At 55.6% G+C, this 20913-nt stretch carries 16 protein-coding genes; 12 read left to right on the top strand and 4 right to left on the bottom strand.

Going from position 1 to position 20913, the window contains the following annotated elements; translation table 11 throughout:
* The 6 genes from secF (at window position 1) to HH1059_RS07420 (ending at window position 8140) form a co-directional block, all read left to right on the top strand.
* Window positions 1–957, top strand: a complete 957-nt coding sequence (gene secF, locus HH1059_RS07445; RefSeq protein WP_096409594.1) for a protein translocase subunit SecF — start codon at window positions 1–3, stop codon at window positions 955–957.
* 92 nt (window positions 958–1049) lie between these two features.
* Window positions 1050–2030, top strand: a complete 981-nt coding sequence (locus HH1059_RS07440; protein ID WP_096409593.1) for a cysteine synthase A — start codon at window positions 1050–1052, stop codon at window positions 2028–2030.
* A 374-nt stretch (window positions 2031–2404) separates the two neighbouring features.
* A complete protein-coding gene (locus HH1059_RS07435) occupies window positions 2405–4351 on the top strand; it encodes a PrkA family serine protein kinase (RefSeq protein ID WP_096409592.1) in 1947 nt (648 codons plus the stop codon).
* 21 nt (window positions 4352–4372) lie between these two features.
* Window positions 4373–5653: a YeaH/YhbH family protein gene (locus HH1059_RS07430; RefSeq protein WP_096409591.1), complete on the top strand. Its 1281-nt coding sequence runs from the start codon at window positions 4373–4375 to the stop codon at window positions 5651–5653.
* Entirely contained in the window at window positions 5650–7185 is a 1536-nt protein-coding gene (locus HH1059_RS07425) for a SpoVR family protein (RefSeq protein WP_096409590.1), read from the top strand. Before HH1059_RS07430 ends, HH1059_RS07425 begins: the two co-directional genes overlap by 4 nt.
* A gap of 235 nt (window positions 7186–7420) precedes the next feature.
* A complete protein-coding gene (locus HH1059_RS07420) occupies window positions 7421–8140 on the top strand; it encodes a TIGR04219 family outer membrane beta-barrel protein (protein ID WP_231901901.1) in 720 nt (239 codons plus the stop codon).
* A 304-nt stretch (window positions 8141–8444) separates the two neighbouring features.
* On the opposite strand, the gene HH1059_RS07415 is transcribed toward HH1059_RS07420, so the two are convergent.
* Window positions 8445–9176, bottom strand: coding sequence for a glutathione peroxidase (locus tag HH1059_RS07415; RefSeq protein ID WP_096409588.1), 732 nt, complete (start codon window positions 9174–9176; stop codon window positions 8445–8447).
* Between the two features lie 257 nt (window positions 9177–9433).
* Here HH1059_RS07415 and HH1059_RS07410 point away from each other — a divergent pair, with 257 nt between their 5' ends.
* Window positions 9434–10099, top strand: a complete 666-nt coding sequence (locus tag HH1059_RS07410; protein WP_096409587.1) for a hypothetical protein — start codon at window positions 9434–9436, stop codon at window positions 10097–10099.
* 337 nt (window positions 10100–10436) lie between these two features.
* The gene (locus HH1059_RS07405) at window positions 10437–10997 is read left to right on the top strand and encodes an OmpH/Skp family outer membrane protein (protein ID WP_162549436.1); all 561 of its coding nucleotides are present in this window, start codon (window positions 10437–10439) and stop codon (window positions 10995–10997) included.
* 231 nt (window positions 10998–11228) lie between these two features.
* On the opposite strand, the gene HH1059_RS07400 is transcribed toward HH1059_RS07405, so the two are convergent.
* From HH1059_RS07400 to xseA, 3 genes are all read right to left on the bottom strand, one after another.
* Window positions 11229–12413: a thiolase family protein gene (locus tag HH1059_RS07400; RefSeq protein WP_096409585.1), complete on the bottom strand. Its 1185-nt coding sequence runs from the start codon at window positions 12411–12413 to the stop codon at window positions 11229–11231.
* Window positions 12414–12601: 188 nt separating this feature from the next.
* On the bottom strand, window positions 12602–13444 hold the full coding sequence (locus HH1059_RS07395; protein ID WP_231901900.1) for a peptidoglycan DD-metalloendopeptidase family protein: 843 nt from the start codon (window positions 13442–13444) through the stop codon (window positions 12602–12604).
* Between the two features lie 152 nt (window positions 13445–13596).
* Window positions 13597–14961 (bottom strand): exodeoxyribonuclease VII large subunit, encoded by a 1365-nt coding sequence (gene xseA / locus HH1059_RS07390; protein WP_096409583.1) that lies wholly within the window; start codon window positions 14959–14961, stop codon window positions 13597–13599.
* A gap of 89 nt (window positions 14962–15050) precedes the next feature.
* On the opposite strand from xseA, the gene guaB reads away from it, so the two are divergent.
* From guaB to HH1059_RS07370, 4 genes are all read left to right on the top strand, one after another.
* Window positions 15051–16517 carry an IMP dehydrogenase gene (gene guaB / locus HH1059_RS07385; protein ID WP_096409582.1) on the top strand — a complete coding sequence of 489 codons (1467 nt, stop codon included), beginning with the start codon at window positions 15051–15053 and terminating at the stop codon, window positions 16515–16517.
* 9 nt (window positions 16518–16526) lie between these two features.
* A complete protein-coding gene (gene guaA, locus HH1059_RS07380; RefSeq protein ID WP_096409581.1) occupies window positions 16527–18143 on the top strand; it encodes a glutamine-hydrolyzing GMP synthase in 1617 nt (538 codons plus the stop codon).
* Window positions 18144–18190: 47 nt separating this feature from the next.
* Window positions 18191–18652 carry a tRNA adenosine(34) deaminase TadA gene (gene tadA / locus HH1059_RS07375; protein WP_096409580.1) on the top strand — a complete coding sequence of 154 codons (462 nt, stop codon included), beginning with the start codon at window positions 18191–18193 and terminating at the stop codon, window positions 18650–18652.
* Between the two features lie 166 nt (window positions 18653–18818).
* Entirely contained in the window at window positions 18819–20597 is a 1779-nt protein-coding gene (locus HH1059_RS07370; RefSeq protein ID WP_162549434.1) for a helix-hairpin-helix domain-containing protein, read from the top strand.
* Window positions 20598–20913: the final 316 nt, after the last annotated feature.

Below are 20913 nucleotides of genomic sequence, written 5' to 3'. Positions count from 1 at the left end.
ATGGAGATCTTTAAACAGGATCCAAATTTCAATTTCCTCGGCCATCGGCGCATCGGCTTTGGCCTTTCGGCGCTGCTGTTGGTGATCTCTATCGGCTCCTTACTTTGGCAGGGGTTGAACCTGGGAATAGACTTTACCGGCGGGACTCTAGTCGAAGTAGGTTACGAGGAGTCGATTGAGGTATCCGAAGTGGAGGCGATACTCGCCGAGACTGAGTTCGAAGATGCTCAGGTAATGCACTTCGGCTCACCGCGCGAGATCATGATCCGTGTTCCGCCTATGGATGGCGTTGAGCAGGCGCAAATATCCGAGCAGATCTTCGATAAGCTCAGCGCTGCTCATGATGGTGTCGATTTGCGCCGAGTGGAGTTTGTCGGTCCGCAGATCGGCGAGGAGCTAACTGAGCAGGGTTTGATGGCCCTAGGTTTGGCCCTGCTTGGTGTCTTGATCTACGTCGCCTTTCGCTTCGAGTACCGCTTTGCGGTAGGTGCCGTAGCAGCCCTGCTGCACGATATAGTGATCATCATAGGCTTCTTCTCGCTGACCCGGATGACCTTCGACTTGACGGTGCTAGCGGCACTGCTGGCAACTATCGGCTATTCGCTCAATGACACTATTGTTGTCTCTGATCGTATCCGCGAGAACTTCCTCAAGGTTCGCAAGGGGACGACAGAGTTCGTCATGAATATGGCGATAAACCAGACCCTCTCGCGCACCTTGGTGACCTCGTTTACCACCTTGCTAGTGGTATGTGCCCTCATCTTTTTAGGCGGTGAGATCATTCGCGGGTTCGCTGTTGCCTTGCTGGTAGGGGTGCTAGTCGGTTCTTACTCGTCGATCTTCATTGCCAGTGCTACCTCCCTGGCTCTCGGTGTGAGTAAGCAGGATCTGATCCCGCCAGAGAAAGAAGGGTCCGATCAGCCCGACCTTGAGGTACCCCCATCGGAGAGGCCGTGAATTAATATCGGCTTTGCCATCTATTAGTAGCGTAACCTAGTCTGATGCCAGTATGATATATATCAATACTGGCATCAGATAAGGGGTTTGGTATGGACATCTGCGATGGCTTTGTTGGGGCGATAGGTAGGACCCCGCTGATTCGGTTGTCTGCATTAAGTGCCGAGACAGGGTGCGAAATACTCGCAAAGGCAGAGTGGCTAAACCCCGGCGGCTCGGTTAAGGATAGGGCCGCTTGGGGGATAATAAATAACGCCGAAAGGGCTGGTCAGCTGCGCCCCGGTGGGATAGTAGTGGAGGGCACCGCCGGCAATACCGGCATTGGTTTGGCGCATATCTGCAACGCCCGCGGTTACCGCTGTATCATTGTAATCCCCGAGACTCAAACCCAAGAGAAGATCGACCTGCTGAAGACCCTTGGCGCTGAGGTCCACCTGGTGCCTCCCGCTCCTTATAGTGACCCCAACAACTATCAGAAGATAGCCGGGCGGATGGCTGCAGAGATGGAGGGGGCGATATGGGCAAATCAGTTCGATAATACCGCCAACCGTGATGCCCATTACTCTACAACCGGGCCCGAGATATGGGAGCAATGCGCCGGTCAGATAGATGCCTTTGTCGCTGCTACCGGTACCGGAGGAACGCTGGGCGGGGTTGCGCGTGCCCTCAAAGAGCGCTCGGACAAGGTGCGCATTGTACTCGCTGACCCGGCCGGTAGTTCCCTATATAACTACGTCTATCACGGCACTCCGAGTTCCAGCTCCGGCAGTTCGATCACCGAGGGGATAGGCAGTAGTAGGGTAACCGCCAATCTCCAGGACACCCCGATAGATACTGCATACAGTATCCCGGATACAGAGTCTGTGCCGATGGTCTATCGGCTACTGTACCAAGAGGGTTTGTTCGTAGGCAGTTCGAGCGGGGTTAACGTTAGTGCAGCGCTGCGATTAGCCAAAGAGCTTGGGCCAGGGCATACAATTGTGACGGTGCTCTGTGATGGCGGGGCGCGCTACTCTTCACGGCTATTTAATTCGCAGTGGCTCGCCGAGAAGCAGCTACTCCCGGCTGGATAGCTATATGTCGCTCCGCTACCGCTTTGGCGTTGTTCTAACCATAGCGCTAGCCTGGGTGGGACCTCTAGAAACTTCCCTTGCGCTATCACCTGCCACGGCGTGGAGGACGCCGTGAATCAATCCCTGGAGGCTTCATGGCGCCATCCCTGGCGCCAAGACCTCCACGCCGTGGCAGGTGATAGCGCAAGGGAAGTTTCTAGAGGTCCTGTGGAGAGGAGCAGTTCCGTCAGTTAGCGCGGCTTATAAGCCCAAAAAACTTGTTTTTATTTTATCTTTAATGGAACACCCTTTCTTGTATAAACGTCTAATATAATGGGTAGGCAGGAGCACGAGTTCGCAAGCTACATCCCAATATCCATTAGAGGGTGTGATCCATGGATACAGCCGCTGATCTGATAGCCCGTTATGCCCGCAGCTATGAACGTCGCCAGGAACAAACCATGTCCCTGGCTGACTATTTGGAGCTATGTCGTGATGATCCCATGGCCTATGCCTCCCCTGCTGAACGTCTGGTGGCCGCCATAGGTGAGCCGAATATCATAGACACCTCCAAAGATGAACGCTTGGGGCGCATATTCCTCAACCGGACCCTACGCATCTATCCCGCCTTTGAAGATTTTTACGGTATGGAGGAGACCATTGAGCGGCTAGTCGGTTTTCTCCAGTACGCCGCTCAAGGTCTGGAAGAGCGCAAGCAGATACTCTACTTGCTCGGCCCGGTAGGCGGTGGTAAATCCTCGCTAGCGGAACGTTTAAAGCACCTGATGGAGAAGTATCCGATCTATGTGCTGAAGGCAGAGGATGAGATAAGTCCGGTCTTTGAAAGCCCATTAGGGCTATTTGATCCGCAGCAGCACGGTCCGGATTTGGAAGAGCGCTTTGGTATACCGCGGCGCAAGCTGAGTGGGCTACTGTCGCCGTGGGCAGTCAAGCGCCTCGACGAGTATGGCGGTGATCTCAGCCGCTTCCAAGTGGCGCGCATGCATCCATCCAAGCTGCGCCAGATAGCTATTGCCAAGACTGAGCCGGGGGATGAGAACAATCAAGATATCTCTTCTCTGGTTGGTAAGGTCGATATACGCAAGCTGGAGCTATATAGCCAGAATGACACCGATGCCTATAGTTACTCGGGAGGCCTAAATCGGGCCAACCAGGGGATACTTGAGTTTGTTGAGATGTTCAAGGCGCCCATTAAGATGCTCCACCCCCTGTTGACTGCTACCCAGGAGGGTAACTACATAGGCTCGGAGAATATCGGTGCGATCCCCTTCCATGGTTTGGTGATGGCCCACTCCAATGAGTCGGAGTGGCAGAGTTTTCGCAATAACAAAAACAACGAGGCCTTCCTTGATCGCATCTCGGTAATCAAGGTGCCGTACTGCCTGCGCGTCACCGAAGAGAAAAAGATCTATGACAAGCTGATCCGCGAGAGTGAATTAGCTAACGCACCCTGTGCGCCGTGGACACTGGAAATATTGGCTCGATTTACCGTCCTGACCCGCTTAAAAGAGCATGAGAATTCGAATCTCTACTCTAAGTTGCGCATCTATGACGGCGAGAGCCTTAAGGAGACCGACCCGAAGGCGCGTTCCATGCAAGAGTACCGTGATCAGGCCGGGGTCAATGAAGGCATGGATGGCATCTCAACCCGCTTTGCCTTCAAGGTGCTATCGCAAACTTTTAACTACGAGACCGATGAGCTGGCCGCCGATCCGGTGCACTTGCTCTATCTGCTGGAGCAGGCGATTAAGCGCGAACAGTTTCCTGAGGAGACCGAGCGTAAATACCTTGAGTTGATAAAGGCTGAGCTCGCCCCGCGTTATGCCGAGTTTATCGGTAATGAGATCCAAAAGGCTTATCTCGAATCCTATGAAGACTTCGGCCAGAATCTTTTCGAGCGCTATGTCGCTTATGCCGATGCATGGATTGAGGACCAGGATTTCAAGGACCCCGATACTGGGCAATTGATGGATAGGCAGGCGCTCAATCAAGAACTGACCAAGATCGAAAAACCGGCAGGCATCGCCAATCCTAAGGACTTTCGCAATGAAGTAGTAAAGTTTGCCTTGCGCTCCAAGGCGCAACAGGGAGGCGAGATGCCCCGGTGGACCTCTTATGAGAAGATCCGCGAGGTGATAGAGAAACGCATGTTCAGCCAGGTCGAGGATCTGATGCCGGTAATCAGCTTTACTTCCAAGGCCGATTCGGAAACCGAGCGTAAGCACACCGAGTTTGTGCGGCGGATGATTGAGCGCGGCTATACCGAAAGACAGGTCAGACGGCTAGTGGAGTGGTACATGCGAGTTAAGCAGGCCGGCTGAACCGGCGGAGGTAAGAGTGCATTGGTCAATATTATTGATCGCCGGCGTAACCCGAAAGGCAAAAGCTTGGCTAATAGGCAGCGCTTTTTGCGCCGCGCCAAGCGCCAGGTGGTAGATGCGGTAAACGAGGCCTCGGGAAAGCGCAAGGTAGCCGATGTTGCCGGCGGGGAGAAGATTACCATCCCCACAGACGGACTGCATGAACCCGTTTTTCGTAAATCTGCTGAGCATGGCGTTCGTGAGCATGTTTTGCCCGGCAACAAAGAGTATGTAGTTGGCGATACTATTCCGCGCCCGCCTGCAGGTTCTGGCGGCGGCAGTCAGGCTAGCCCCAGCGGCGAAGGTGAAGATGAGTTTACCTTCACGGTCAGCCGGGATGAGTTTCTCGATCTTTTTTTCGAAGGCTTGGAACTGCCGAATATGGCCAAGAGCCAAGTCAAGAAGTCCGATCAGTTGACGCAGCAACGGGCCGGCTATGCGGTCAGCGGCTCGCCGTCCAACCTTAATGTCGAGCGCACAATGCGCAACTCGCTGTCGCGGCGTATAGCTTTGCGTCGGCCGAAGGGTAATGAGATCCGCGCGCTGGAAGAGGAGATCGATCGCCTTGAGCGCAGCGGCTCGGACCCGGAGCGCTTGCGCGAACTCATTGATCAGCTACGGCTTAAGAAGGAGCGTTCCCGCTCTATCCCCTATATTGATCCGGTTGATATTCGTTACAACCGTTTTACCCAGGTCCGTAAGCCGGTAACTCAGGCAGTCATGTTCTGCCTAATGGACGTCTCGGGGTCCATGAGTGAAGAGATGAAGGGGCTGGCTAAGCGCTTCTTCATGCTACTCTACCTCTTCCTTGAGCGGCGCTATCGCTATGTCGATATCGTCTTTATCCGCCATACGCATATTGCTCAAGAGGTCGATGAGGATACCTTCTTTTACTCGCGGGAGACTGGCGGCACGCTGGTATCGCCGGCGTTACGGATGATGAGCGATATAGTAGCTGAGCGCTATCCAGTGGCTGACTGGAACATCTACGCCGCTCAGGCCTCTGATGGAGATAATACCCCGGCAGATAATCCGCATACCAATGAATTAATTCGTAATGTGATCCTGCCGCTTTGCCAGCATTTCGCCTACATTGAGGTCGGCTTAGCCGGGCATTCCGTGCGCTTGCCATCTGATCTATGGCGCCTCTATGAAAAGGTCTCGCATGGCCAGGCCCCGCTTGCTATGCGCAAGGTGCGCACCCAAGGCGACATCTTCCCGGTTTTTCGTGATCTCTTTACCCCTGCGGAGCTGAAGAGATGAGCAAAGAGCCGCTATTCAGAGGTTCTGATTGGGATTATCGTGATGTGATGCGCGTCTACGAGGCGGTCGAGCGCATAGCTACAGAAGAGTTGCAGCTGGATGTTTACCCTAATCAGATTGAGGTTATCAACTCGGAGCAGATGCTCGATGCTTATGCATCGATGGGGCTGCCATTATTCTATCGTCACTGGTCGTTCGGTAAGCATTTCGCCCGCGATGAAATGCTCTATCGCAAGGGCTATACAGGTTTGGCCTATGAGATTGTCATAAATTCCAAACCGTGCATCTCCTATCTCATGGAAGAGAATACCTTAACCATGCAGACGCTGGTAATAGCGCATGCCGCATTTGGCCATAACCACTTTTTCAAGAATAACCGACTCTTTCAGGAGTGGACCGATGCCGAGGGAATTCTTGACTATCTCGACTTTGCCAAGAGTTTTATCAGCGGGTGCGAAGAGCGCTATGGGGTAAGTGCGGTAGAGCAGGTAATTGATGCGGCTCATGCGCTGATGGGGCAGGGGGTTGACCGTTATCCTAAGCCGCATTCACGCAATCTACGCGAGGAGCGGGATCGGGAAATTGAGCGGATTCGCTATGAGGAGCAGACATACAATGACCTCTGGCGGACTGTGCCGGGTGCCCCCGACGATCCTTTGCGCGATTACGCTGATCCAGTCGCAGCGCGCCGCGAACGGCTAGGGCTGCCGGAGGAGAATCTGCTCTATTTTCTGGAGAAGCGGGCCCCGTTGCTGGAGCATTGGCAGCGCGAGATCTTGCGCATTGTTCGCAATACCGCGCAGTACTTTTACCCACAGAGACAGACCAAGGTAATGAATGAGGGGTGTGCTAGCGCGGTCCATTACTACATAATGACTCGTCTGCATGAGGATGGGCTGCTAACTGACGGGGCCTTCATGGAGTTTCTGCACAGTCATACTAGCGTTGTTATGCAGCCTGACTTCGATGATCTGCGCTTCTCTGGTATCAACCCCTACGCCCTCGGGTTTGCGATACTTCAGGATCTCAAGCGCATGGCTACACAGCCCACCGCCGAAGATAGACAGTGGTTCCCACAGCTAGCTGGTTGCGGTGATTGGGTCGGTGTTTGGCAGCACGCCTGGCGGGAGTTCCGGGATGAGAGTTTCATCCTCCAATTCCTTAGCCCCAAAGTGATCCGCGATTTTCAGCTTTTTAGCCTCTACAATGAGGCCTCAGCGCCGGAGTTAGTCGTTGCTGCGATACATGATGAGGCCGGTTATCGGCAGATTCGTAGCGCCTTGGCTAAACGTCATGACTTGGCCTATATAGAACCGGATATTCAAGTGGTTGATGTCGATCTGGCGGGTGATCGTAAATTGATCCTCGAACACCGCATAAATGACGGGGCAACGCTGGAAAAGAGCGATGCCCAAGCGGTACTCGGCCACCTTGCCAATCTGTGGGGGTATGCAGTAAAACTCTACGAGGTGGATGCGGAGTCAGGCCGGGTTATAAATGAGTTTCCCGAGGTCGCCCCTGGGAACCTCTAAAGAATTCGCCGGCGCCACCATCCGCCCCGGTGTGGAGGACGCCGTGAATCCATCCCTGGAGGCTTCATGGCGCCATCCCTGGCGCCAAGACCTCCACTCCGGGGCGGATGGTGGCGCCGGCGAATTCTTTAGAGGCACCCCCCTGGTGCTAGCCTATTTTGGGCCAATTTATTGGGGATATGGTTTCGGCGTGATAATCTTGTGGTGTAAGGCGAATCATATACAGGGGGCTATCATGCGACGAGTAATCCAAACAACAACAGTAGCGCTGTTTCTCGCAGTCGGCGGCAGTGCGGCCCATGCTACCGGCGGCATCTTCGGCCTCTCGGCGGGGGCGAATATTTGGTCCCATAGCTCAAGCGGGGATCTGTTCGGTGGTGATATAGACGATACGTTGGATTTAGACAGCGATAATGATGTCCACCTCTGGGCGGAATGGGATCACATTTTCCCGATGATACCCAGCGTGCGACTTGACCACACTGAGCTAGTCCAGGATGGCGCAGACGGGTCTAGTGTCGACCTTGGCCATACTGATTTCACCGCCTTTTGGAGCCCTCTGCCACTACCATTTGTCAGCATCGATATAGGTCTTACGGCAAGAAATTTCGATGGTGAGCTCGATGGTGGCACTATCGCTGATGATGATCTGCCTGGCAATTGGGCTGATGAGATAGACACCATCACCTCGTTTTCCGGCTGGTTGCCGCTAGGCTATCTGCGCGCGGCGGTAAACATACCAACCACGCCCTTGCGCCTAGAGGCATCTGTCAAGGACTTGAGTATCGGCGATAACTCGATTACCGATATGCAGGCCAACTTGGTATATAAGTTTATGTATGCCGGGGTGATGGTCGGTTATCGTGACCTTAGCATCGAGTTGGATGAGTTCGACGATATCACCACCGATATCTCCTTCAGCGGCCTTTATGGCGGAGGTTTTGTTCGGTTCTAGGTTGATGATCTGATGCTATGGGCGCCTCTAAAATCCCTACCGGAGCCTGGCTGGCCCGGTGGGGTGCTTTTAGAGGCGAGCGTAGATGGATTATTAGTCAGTCCCGGGTAAGATTTTCGGCATTCCGGCCGTTGTGAGCCCAATCATACCCACTGTGTGTAGACTCCTGGCGCCATTGTATGGCTCCAGCCTGACTAAGCTCTGCTGCGAGGTAAGTTAATATAACTTCGCCCGGCTCGAGAACTCGCTCGTAGTTCCCAAGCCGGGCGTGGAGTTTGCGAATAAGGTCGTTGGAGTTGGGCTGCTATTTAGCCAGCCACTTCTCTAGGTCATCAGCCCCGCCGATCAATTTGCCGTCCATGAACACCTGCGGCACTAAGCCGGAGCCGCTGACTGCCCTTACCGAGCGAGGTGTAATGCCCTCGCCGAGTTCTATCTCTTCATACTGGTAGCCCTTTTGCTGAAGCATGCGCTTGGCACTAGCACAGTGTGGGCAACCTGGCTTGGTAAACATGGTAACCGCTTGGGGCCGTTTGGCATTGGGGTTGATGTGATTGAGCATGGTGTCGGCATCGGAGACCTCAAATGGATCACCCGGCACCTCTGGCTCGACAAACATCTTCTCGATGACACCGTCATTTACCAGCATAGAATAACGCCAGGAGCGCTTGCCGAAGCCTAGATCCTGCTTATCGACCAGCATCCCCATGCCGGCGCTGAACTCGCCGTTGCCATCAGGTATCAAGGTAACGTGCTGAACTTGCTGATCGCGCTTCCACTCCTCCATGACGAAGGCGTCGTTTACAGACAGACATACGATGTCGTCTACCCCTGACTCGAAGAAGGTTGGCGCAAGTTCGTCATAACGTGGCAGGTGCGTCGAGGAGCAGGTTGGTGTGAAGGCCCCGGGTAGGGCAAATACTACCACCTTCTTGCCCTTAAACAATTCGTCACTAGTTATGTCTACCCATTCACCGTCACGGCGGGCACGGAATGTTACTTTGGGTACCGGTTGGCCTTCCATCGGGTGACTCATGCTTACCTCCTTAAGTTAGACTGTATCTTGCGTGAGTGGGATGATAATTAGATTCGTTGTAAGAAATTATATTCTGCAGCAGTGGGACGGGAATCGACAATAAAAAAGCATTATTGTTTAATTAGAAGAATGACATACTGCCATATGCAGTGCCCTCGGTTAGGAACAATCCCTCCCGTTCGGCTGTCATTAACAGATAGCCGGTTGGTGAGATTGAGCCGAGCTCAAACTTAATTTCAAAGCAATGGAGTATATTGATGACTGCGAACAAGACTGTTGCTTCGACTTTCGCGTTAATGCTTGCGATGGGCGCTGCTCAAGCCCAGATGGGTGGAGGAGGTGGAGGGCAGCCCCCGCAGCAAGCACCTGAAGGTGGTATGTCAGAAGGTGGCCAGGCCCCACAAGGTGCCCCGGGAATGCAGCAGGATCCTCAGGCTGCTGAGCAGCAAATGCAGGCGCAGCAGCGCATGCAGGAGATCCATCAGGAGCTCGGTGAGCTTCAGCAAGAGACCATGGCTGAGAACCCGGAGCTTGAAGAGCGCGCTAATGAGCTTGATGATCGCCTTCTCGACCAGATGGAAGAGGTAGGCTACGAGAATGTCCGTGAGGACATCGCACGCCTGGAAGAGACCATACAGCAGTTGGAAGATGGTACGCTGGCCGACCAGGACGATGCGGAGGCCCGCCTGCAGGAGGATCGTGAGTTGCAGATGAGGCTCCAGCAAGCGCAGCAGGAAGCGATGCAAGACCAGGATTTCATGCAGGGCTGGGAGCAGGATCGCCAGGAGCTGGAGCAGGATCTGATCTCTGCTATGGAAGAGAAAAGCCCGCGCGCCGGTGAGCTGATTGACGAGTTACGGCAACTCCAGGCGGAGATGCAACAAGGTCAAGGTATGGGTGGCGGCGGAGGCATGCCGCAGTAAAGCAGCTCTACTGAGATCCGCATCTTGGCGGAATACAAACGCTGCAAGCTTATACAAACTCCCCTTTCTTTAGCCATGTGCAGTCCCATGTGAAGTTCAAGGCAGCAGGGGGGGCGCCGTGAGGTATCCTGGAAGGGATTCACGGCGTCCCCCACGCCGGGGCAGCTAATTGGCTCAGGGGAGGTCTTTAGAGTCGTGTTGCAGCGCCGTTTGTTGTCCAGCAGGGGTTTGGGCAGTTCTTTTTTTTTGGGTGGCCCGCCGGTCGTTGGCAAGTGTTATGCTATTTCGGCTCACCCTTAGAGTGTATTAACCAAGTTTTGTGAGGGAGCCCAAAGTTATGACACGAGTTACAATGGCGGCGGTCGCCGCAGCATTTCTGATCTCAACATCTTTGCAAGCGCAGATGGCACCGCAACAAGGCGGGGCCCCGGGGCAGCCGCACAGCCCGGAGATGATGGAGTCGCAGCAGCGCTTGCAGGAAATCCAGCAACGCCTTGGTCAAATCCAGCAGGAAACCTTCGAAAATAGCGAGGAGTTGCAAGAGCGCCAGCAGCGCCTGGAGGATCGTGCTACTGCGAAGATGGAAGATCTCGGTTACGATCCTGAGAGTCACTATCAGCGCATGGAAGAGATATATGAGAGGTTTGAGGCTGGTAATGTATCCCAGGATGAGCAGCAACAGCTAGCCGAGGAATTCCAACAGGCCCAAATGGAGTTGCAGCAGGCGCAGCAGGAGGCGATGGAAGATGAGGAGTTCCGGCGCAGCATGGAGGAAGACATGCGCTCATTTCAGGAGGACTTGCTGGCCGCTATGGAGGAGCGCGACCCGGAGACTGCTGAGTTGATGGATGAGCTTGAGCGGCTCTATTCCGAGATGAGGGAGCATATGGGTCAGTAGCTAGGGCTAAAGGTCCTCTGAGTCTGAGGCCTATCGGCCGATCATGGGGCTAGTCATCGGCAGCCCCGTTTAGGCTCCATGGCGCCACACAAGGCTTGATGGCCAATGTTTGACGCCATGGAGTTTACCCCCCTAACCGCTACAATTCAGCTCCTCCCTTCCCCGCACATGCCGAATGGTTGGTAGCTCAGGAGCTGGGGCGTAGAGGGATTCCCGCAGGGATCCTGCCTCCTATGCCATCTCCAGGGCAAGCGCAATTCCCTGGCCGCCGCCGATACACATGGTTACCACACCGCGCTTTAGGCCGTCGCGCTGCATTGAGTGAAGCAACCGGGTGGTAAGTACGGCACCTGTTGCGCCGATGGCGTGGCCGTGAGCTATTGCCCCACCCTCAACGTTAACCCGCTCTTCCGCGACGCCCAGATCCCGCATCACGGCGATGGCGATGGCGGCAAAGGCCTCGTTAATCTCCCAGCGCTCGACATCATCAATAGACCAGCCGGCGCGTTGCAGACACTGTTTGACTGCCGGAACAGGGCCGATTCCAAACATGCCCGGCTCAACGCCACCAATCCCATAAGATGCTATGTGGGCGATTGGGGTGAGGCCGTGTTTGGCGGCAGCTTCTTCAGCAGCGATGACCATGGCTGCAGCGCCGGTATTAACGCCGGGGGCATTGCCGGCAGTGATAGTGCCGTCCTTGCGAAACGCCGGCCGGAGCTTCTGTAAGCCTTCCGCTGTGGTGTCGCCGCGGTTATGTTCGTCGGTATCAAATTGCTTGGTGGTCTTACGATCGGAGATGTCAACCGGGGTTATTTCCGCATTAAAATGGCCTGCCGCCTGGGCTTGGCTAAAGCGTTGTTGTGAGCGTGCAGCCCATTCGTCCTGCTCCTCGCGGCTGATACCGTACTCGCTGGCAAGGTCTTCGGTATGCCATCCCGAGTGCTGATCTGAGAAGGCATCGTTTAGGCCATCGTTTAGTACCGCATCAAGAATTTGCCCGTGTCCGAGGCGATAACCGGTGCGCCCTTGCATGAGCAGGTAGGGGGCCCGGTCCATGTTCTCCATGCCACCGGCTATGGCGGTGTCGGCAAAGCCCAGGGCTACCTCCTGGAAGGCGTTGGCAATTGCTTGGGCGCCCGAGCCACAAACCCGGTTCACGGTCAGGGCAGGGGTCTGGGCTGGTACACCGCCGTTAATGGAGGCCTGCCGTGCCGGGTTCATCTTGCAGCCGGCTTGAATAACATTGCCCATCACCACGCTGTCTACAGCATCCGGTGAGAGCCCCGAGCGCTCTAGGGTAGAGCGGACAACCGTCGCACCTAGGTCGGTAGCTGGGACCTTAGCTAGAGAGCCATTGAAAGTTCCTAAAGCGGTGCGCGTTGGGGCGCAGATGGTGACTTTACGCTGGGCCATTATTGTCTCCTTTTCGGTTTGATTATATGAAGATGTTAAGAGAATAGTGCAACTTTATCCTCTAAGGAACCTCTAAAACTTCCCACTCTCGGTGTGGAGGACGCCGTGAATCCATCCCTGGAGGCTTCATGGCGCCCTGCCTGGCGCCAAGACCTCCACACCGAGTCAACCAGGCTCAGTGGGGAGTTTTAAGGGGCTTCCTCGAGAAATAGTTCCGGATCCACCGTGTTGCCGTTGAGGATAACACTGAAATGCAGGTGTGCGCCGGTGACTCGTCCGGTCTTACCTACAGTGCCGATCTGTTCGCCGCGCTCGACCCAATCCCCCTTTGCCACATCGATCTCATCCATGTGGCAGTACATGGTTACTAGGCCCGCACCGTGGTCGATAAAGACGCTCTTACCGTTAAAATAGTAATCCCCTTTTTCAACCACTTTACCCGCCTCGGCGGCGGCTATCGGTGTACCGGTCGGTGCTGCCAGGTCAAGCCCGTTGTGCGGGTTGCGGGGCTGCTCATTGATATAGCGACGGACTCCAAATTCAGCCGAAACGCGCGCATCGGCCACCGGGATGTGCAGATCTAGGCGGGGCTGAGCTTCGACTTCTCGACTGCGGAAGGCACTGCGGATCTCATCTTGTTCGGCGAATATGCGCTCAAGTTTATGCTCGGGCGGGCTGACCATGTCCTCTTCGGCAATAGTTATATATTGAGCCCTGTAATCGTGCTCCTGAACCGTAAAGGAAAGCGTTTCACCATCTACTTCTAACTCGTGTTTACCGGTCTCAGCGTCAAGGGCAATACCGACTACGGCTTGCCAGCCGCTCTCAGTCTCCCTGATAAGGACTTGCTCACCTTGGTAAGTGGCCTTGCGCGTAGGATCGTCACGATCCAAATCGATAAGGGCTAAGCCGCCAGCTATGGGGCGCTCGCTAGGCCTATTCTCAGAATTTGTTGCAGAGCTTTGTGTTGACCAAGCTGCACTACTAAGAAGTATGAGGAGTGCAGCTAGAAAAAAGGTGCTGGGCTTCATGTGATCCATCCTTACGTTGCCTGCCTGGCAGCCTATTAAAACCATCTTTTACGTCAAGTCGTCCTGCCGTGGGGGCGCGGGGATTCCGATACCCGGCGCCATCGCAGTTGCCGAGATCCCCGCAGAGGAGTTAGATGGTGCCACAGAGGTGATTAGGAACTGGTGGTGTCTGTATGCTGTTGGTAAATCCGTTCCACTGTGCAATCTAGTGCTCCTGTAGCTAGGCGGGTGTATATTGTATCCCCGATCTTTAGCTCTTGAGCTTGGCGTATGACCTTACCGTCGGGGTGCTGAGCTACGGCGTAGCCACGCTCCAGGGTCGCTAGTGGGCTTACCGCTTGGAGGGCGCGGGTGGTCGCGGCCAGGCGTTGTCGGGAGTCGTTTAGGCGGGATCTCATGCCTTGTTGCAGCAGTTGTAGCTGCTGTTGTATCTGCCTACGCGAGTCATCTATTCGCCTTTTGGGAGAGGCAGAAAAAAGCCTTTGTTCGGCGGTATTTATCTTTTGGCGATGGTTGCTGATGGTTGCTAAGACGAGGCGTCTGAGGCGAGATTCCAGCTCGTCGAGGCGTTGAGCGCGATCGCGCAGTTTGCGTCCCGGGTGTTGGCAGGCAAGGCGTCGCTCCAGCTGGTCGAGTCTTTCTTGTCGAGAGTTGCGTAGGCGGTGCTCGGCCGCTGTTAGGCGCCGGTGAAGAGTGCCGATGCGCTCAAGGTAAGCAGCGGTATCAATGCTTAGGGTTTCAGCGGCGGCTGACGGGGTCGGGGCACGCAGATCGGCGGCGAAGTCGGCTATGGTCACATCAGTCTCATGGCCTACAGCGCTGATTAGCGGAATAGGGCACGCGCGAATAGCCCTAGCTACAGCCTCCTCATTAAAGGGCCACAGGTCCTCGAGCGAGCCGCCGCCACGAGTCAGGATTAGGGCGTCGACCTCATTGCGTTGTTCGGCAATCTCGAGCATGCGCACAATCTGCCCAGCGGCCCCATCGCCTTGTACAGCAACAGGGTAGACTATCACCGGCAGGGCCTTGAAGCGCCGCTCAAGAACACTTAACACATCTCTTATGGCAGCACCGCTGGGGGAGGTAATGACCCCTATGCGACGGGGGAAGGAGGGCAGTTGTCGCTTTTTGTCTGCTGCAAACAGCCCCTCTGCCTCAAGGCGCTGTTTGAGTTGCTCAAAGGCCCGGCGCAAGGCCCCCTCACCGGCCTCTTCTAGGTGCTCGACTATCAGTTGAAAATCCCCGCGCGGTGGGTAGAGGCTGGCCTTGGCTTTAACCCTGACCTGATCGCCGTTCTCGGGCCTGAAATTGGCCCTGCTTGCGCGAGCGCGAAAGAGGGCGCAGCGTACCTGGGCATCGCTATCTTTAAGCGAAAAGTAGAGGTGTCCCGATGCTGGGCGGGCCAGGTTGGAAATCTCGCCCTCTACCCAGATGCCCGGCAGCACGGTTTCGAGCATACCGCGCACTTCTTGGTTCAGCTGCGATGGGGTGTATAGGTTCTGTTCAGGCTCACTCATGCTGGCATGCTACACCATGTTGCCAGTATACTGTACGGCTATTCTTAATTCAGCCACGGCACTTTTCCCGACCGAGGTTTATGCGACTAATGCGAATCACCGAGGAAGCTCTTACTTTTGATGACGTTCTGCTGTTACCTGCCGAATCTCAGGTAATGCCGCGCGATGCCGATCTGCGCACCCAGCTCACCCGCAATATACAGCTTAATATACCCATAGTATCGGCAGCTATGGATACGGTAACTGAGGCACGCTTGGCAATAGCCTTGGCGGAGCAGGGCGGCTTAGGAATCATCCATAAGAACATGTCGGCCGAGGTGCAAGCGAGCGAGGTGCGCCGGGTTAAGAAGTTCGAGAGTGGCATAATTAAGGAGCCTATTACCGTATCGCCGCGCACTAGCATCGGCGAAGTGCTTGAGGTGACCCGCAGCCAGGGTATATCCGGGGTGCCGGTAGTTGACGGCGAACAGTTGGTGGGGATAGTTACCGGCCGTGATCTGCGCTTTGAAACCCGGGTCAATGAGCCGGTCTCGGTGGCTATGACACCACAAGAGCGCTTGGTGACTGTCAGCGAAGGTGCTACGCGCGATGAGGTGTTAAGCAAGCTCCATCAGCATCGAATCGAGAAGGTGCTGGTTGTGGATGAAGGGTTTCATCTGCGCGGCATGATTACGGTAAAAGATATCCAGAAAAGCCGCGACTATCCGAATGCCTGCAAAGATGAGTTCGCGCGCTTGCGGGTTGGTGCTGCAGTTGGTGTCGGTCACGGCACCGAGGAGCGGGCTGAGGCTCTCATTGATGCCGGAGTTGATGTCTTGGTAGTGGACACTGCTCACGGTCACTCCGCTGGGGTTAGTGAGCGCGTGGGTTGGCTCAAGAGCAATTTCCCGCAGATTGATGTAATCGCCGGCAATATAGCTACAGCCGAGGCGGCCCGTGATCTGTGCCGGATCGGCGCTGATGGGGTTAAAGTCGGCATTGGTCCAGGGTCTATATGTACCACACGGATCATCGCCGGTGTCGGGGTGCCGCAGGTTAGTGCCATCTCCAATGTCGCTAAGGAGCTTCAGGGTAGTGATGTGCCGCTGATTGCCGATGGCGGTATCCGTTTCTCCGGTGATGCAGCCAAGGCCCTGGCCAGCGGGGCCCACTCGTTGATGATCGGCAGTCTGCTGGCCGGCACCGAAGAGGCCCCCGGAGAGGTCGAGCTTTACCAAGGCCGCTCATACAAGTCTTACCGCGGTATGGGTTCGTTAGGTGCCATGTCAGGTAGTCAAGGCAGTGCCGATCGTTACTTCCAAGAAGAAGGCCAGTCAGTCGATAAGCTTGTTCCTGAGGGAATCGAGGGGCGGGTTCCCTATAAGGGCAGCATGGTGACGATAGTCAATCAACTGATCGGTGGCATTCGGGCCAGCATGGGTTATGTTGGCTGTGGCGATCTGGCTCAGATGCGTAGCAAACCGCAATTTGTTCGAGTTACTGGAGCCGGTATGCGCGAGAGTCATGTTCACGATGTAACTATCACCAAAGAAGCCCCTAACTACCGAGTCGAGTGAGAAAACGCAATGTCTCTACCCAATTCGACCGCGGACAGCCAAGGTGCCGGTGCTGCTGATATCCACGCTCATCGAGTCCTGATCCTCGACTTTGGCTCGCAGTACACTCAGCTTATAGCCCGCCGGGTTAGGGAGAATGGTGTCTATTGCGAGATATTGCCCTACGACTGCGAGCCACAGCGTCTCCAGGCATTCAATCCGGTTGGGGTTATACTATCCGGCGGACCGGAGTCGGTCACTGCTGATGATGCCCCACTTATCCCCGCCCCGATATTCGATCTGGAGGTGCCGATACTAGGTATCTGCTATGGCATGCAGGCACTCAGCGCACAGCTTGGCGGGCGCGTCGAGCCCGCTCAGAGCAAAGAGTTTGGCTACGCGCAGGTCTGCATCCGCGGCCACTCAAGGCTGCTGAGCAATATCGAGGATCACGCCGACGCTGAAGGTTATGCCTGGCTGGATGTCTGGATGAGTCACGGCGATAGGGTTACTGAGCCGCCGGCTGGATTTAAAACCATCGCCACAACCCCAACCTCGCCGGTGGCCGGCATTGGAGACGATGAGCGCGGCTGGTACGGGCTGCAGTTTCATCCAGAGGTCACTCACACCCCGCAAGGGGCGCGGATATTGGCGCGATTTGTGCGCGATATATGTGGCTGCCCGGGGGATTGGACAGCGAGCAACATCATAGAAGACAGCGTCGCCCGCATTCGCCAGCAAGTAGGCACCAAGAGAGTGGTTTTGGGCCTATCGGGCGGGGTGGACTCCTCGGTGACCGCAGCCTTGCTGCATCGGGCTATCGGCGATCAGCTCACCTGTGTTTTTGTCGATAACGGCCTGCTGCGCTTAGGCGAGGCTGAGCAGGTGGTAGCTACGTTTGATCGGCACATGGGCGTTAATGTGCTGCACATTGATGCCGCAGAGCGGTTTCTCGATGCCTTGCGTGGGGTTGAGGATCCAGAGGAGAAACGGCGAATAATTGGCCGGCTGTTTGTCGAAGTATTTGATGAACAGGCGGCTAAGCTTGATGATGTGGCGTTCCTTGCTCAAGGCACGATCTATCCCGATGTGGTTGAGTCGGCGGATAGCTCTGGCGGCAAGGCTCATGTCATCAAGTCACACCACAATGTTGGTGGATTACCCGATTATATGCAGCTTGAGCTCGTCGAGCCGTTGCGTGAACTGTTCAAGGATGAGGTGAGGCGCATTGGGTTGGAGCTGGGCTTGCCGGCGGATATGATCCATCGTCATCCGTTCCCTGGGCCCGGTCTGGGGGTGCGGATACTTGGTGAGGTGCGCAAGGAGTATGCTGACCTGTTACGCCGGGCAGATGCCATATTTATTCAAGAGTTGCGTCAAGCGGGTTGGTATGAGCGGACTAGTCAGGCCTTTGCGGTCTTTTTGCCGGTGCGCTCGGTAGGGGTTACCGGCGATGGGCGTCGCTATGAGCATGTTGTTGCGCTACGTGCCGTTGAGACGGTCGATTTCATGACGGCACGCTGGGCGCATCTGCCTTATGACTTTCTCGACCATGTCTCACGCCGGATAATCAATGAGATAGAGGGTATTTCTCGGGTTGTTTACGATATATCAGGCAAACCCCCGGCAACCATAGAGTGGGAGTGAGGGCGAGCTCAAATTGTGGTCGATTACCCCCCCGGGCGGCAGCGAGGATGGGCGCTGAGCACAACGACTTTTACTGGATGGGCTACGCCCTGGAGCTGGCGCGGCGGGCGGCAGACGCAGGAGAGGTGCCGGTAGGGGCTGTCTTGGTGCGCGATAATGAGCCGCTCGGGGAGGGTTGGAACAGCCCGATCAGCAACAATGACCCTAGTGCCCATGCTGAAATAGTGGCCTTGCGTCAGGCGGGGCAAAGAACAGCGGCGTATCGGCTGCCGGATACCACGCTCTATGTGACCTTGGAGCCCTGTTTTATGTGCCTAGGGGCTATTATCCACGCCCGCCTGAGTCGTATTGTCTATGGCGCTCCCGATACTAAAACGGGGGCCTGTGGTGGTCAATTTGACTTGCTTGGCTTGTCCGGCCACAACCACTATCCGCAGGTCGTTGGTGGTCTTTTGGCGCAGGAGTGCGGCGATTTGCTGCGTAATTTCTTCCGTCAGCGTCGTGGCTAAACTGTTCACGCTTGACTGGCAGCCCCATGATGAGCCCCGTAGGGAACCTCTATAACTCCCCCTGATCCACTCAGCTGCCCCGGTGTGGAGGACGCCGTGAACCCATCCCTGGAGGCTTCATGGTGGACGCTAATGTTTGTAATATATGCCAATGCAAGACGACTCCTTGAGTATAGTCCCATTTCGTGGGGGCGCCTTAGAGCGAGCCGCTAAGGGTCGGCTACGTGATTTATGCCGTAGTCAGGCGGCGAGCCTGGCCCTTGGCCCTCAGCTCGATCGCTATATGCAGCGTCTCGAGATTGAGCTGGCGGCCTTTGATGAGCTGAGCATAGATCCCGGTGTAATTCTGGAGCTCTCATGGGTGGTGCGAGATCTGCGCTCGCGCGGGGTGGTTTTTGGGCTCGGTTACGGCCCGCAGTGCGGTTCACTGCTGCTCTATTTGCTGGGACTGCATGGGGTCGATCCGCACCAGCACGAACTGCCATTTACCGGGTTTGGTAGCGAGTTAGAAGCGCAGCGACTGCATTTGCGTGTTCCGAGCCGCGCTGAACAGGCAGAAACGGCGTCCATGCTGCGCCACTACGCCCGTCTCTCGCCGATTGACGAGGTAGATGAAAAGGCGGTTTACGTTGTCATCGGGCGGGAGCGAGCCGCTGGGCTGTCGCGTGAGATGATAGACATGCTCGCTAGAATGCAGGGCCACAGTGGTTATGATCCCGCCGAGTGCATCTGGACATGGTCAGATAACGACCGCAAACCATTCGCTCTTATTGCCCGGGGGCAGACATCTGGTATCCACTTGCTCGATGATCCGCAGCTACGCGAATGTCTCCTGCGCAAGCCGCCGCAAAGCTTGGACGAACTGGTTAGGCTTGTGGCTGCCTGCCGTCACGGTGCCCATGGTGGGCAGAAGAACAAGTATCTTGCAGCCTGCGAGGGCCAAGATATACCGGCTTTACCACATCCTGAGCTAGAAAAGGTACTCGCACCTACGGCGAACGTTTGGCTTTTTTCCGAGCAGATAGTAGCAGCGTTGGCGAGGCTGATGAGGTTAAGCTGGGAGGAGGCACTGAGGGTTAGTCGTGAGCTGGCGGCTGAGAGTGAAACCGCCCTTGAGGGAGAGGCGAGTGCACGAGCAGCCAAGGCCATAGCCGAATCCTGCGCCCTGCCTGAAGCGAGGGGGGTTTATCTGCTTCGCATGTTGCGTCAGGCGTTAGCGCAATCCATTGAGCGCAGTGCACTGCTCCCGGAGGTGTTAGAGGCATACCGTCAAGCCTATATCCGAGCGCGCTTTCCGGCGGTATTCTATGCCGCTCAGATGAACATGCTCTTGGAACTGTTTGGGGCATGGGAGGGGGTCAGATATACCCAGCCGAGCGGCACTTCGCAAGGCAGCGAGCATCGAGATGCCTTACTAGAAGTGTGTCGAAACGCCGCGCAGGATGGCATTACCGTGTTGCCGCCCGATATTAATCGAAGTGAATGGGGGTTTACGGCCATAGATCACGACCGCATTCTCTTCGGGTTAGGGGCAATTGCCTGTATTGATAGGGCGTCAGCTCGGCGCATAGTTGGGGGGCGTTCGAAGGGTTCATACAGTTCTATTATAGATTTAATCACCAGAGCTTATGGTGGCGATCTTAATGTGCACCTCATTGAGCCGCTGATATTGTCCGGTGCCATGGATGGGGTCCGGCGACCGCGCTCTGCCTTGTGCCGGGAGCTTGCGGCTATATCCGGTGGAACCGACGTGGGTAATAGCGCCACAGCACAAGAAGTTAGTAACTGGGCAAATGAGCAGTTGCCGGGGGAGGAGGCTTGGGGTGGTGCTCGCAGTGAGGAGAGTTGGGCTTTTCAGCGTGAAATGGATGTTTTGGGATGTGTGCCGTCATCTGGATATTTCCCTTATAAACGGGGAGATAATACCATCTCAGTATGCTCTTAACAGTACGTTTGGGCGCCGGGGCTTGAAATCCCCGGCCAACTCACGCACAGTATACCCACGCTAACGATCGTGATGCGGTCGTGAAGGCATGCGAAAGAAGGTACCGGGACCCGGATCGCCTGACGAGCCGTGGCAGGCTCGGTGCCACCAATACAGGGCAGCCCCCTGGCCAGAAACACGCCCCGTAGTTACGGAGGCGCATGCCATAGATAATGAACTTGCTACAAGAGGCACTTGACATTCAGTTGTCCAAGCGGCGCCGGCGATCAAGCACACGATCTGAATTCACAGCGTATGGGTATACCGTAGCGCGCGT

It is taken from the genome of Halorhodospira halochloris, assembly GCF_002356555.2.
GTDB classification, from domain to species: domain Bacteria; phylum Pseudomonadota; class Gammaproteobacteria; order Nitrococcales; family Halorhodospiraceae; genus Halorhodospira; species Halorhodospira halochloris.
The sequence above is the reverse complement of the archived record's forward strand: the minus strand, read 5'-3'. Positions and strand labels throughout refer to the sequence as shown.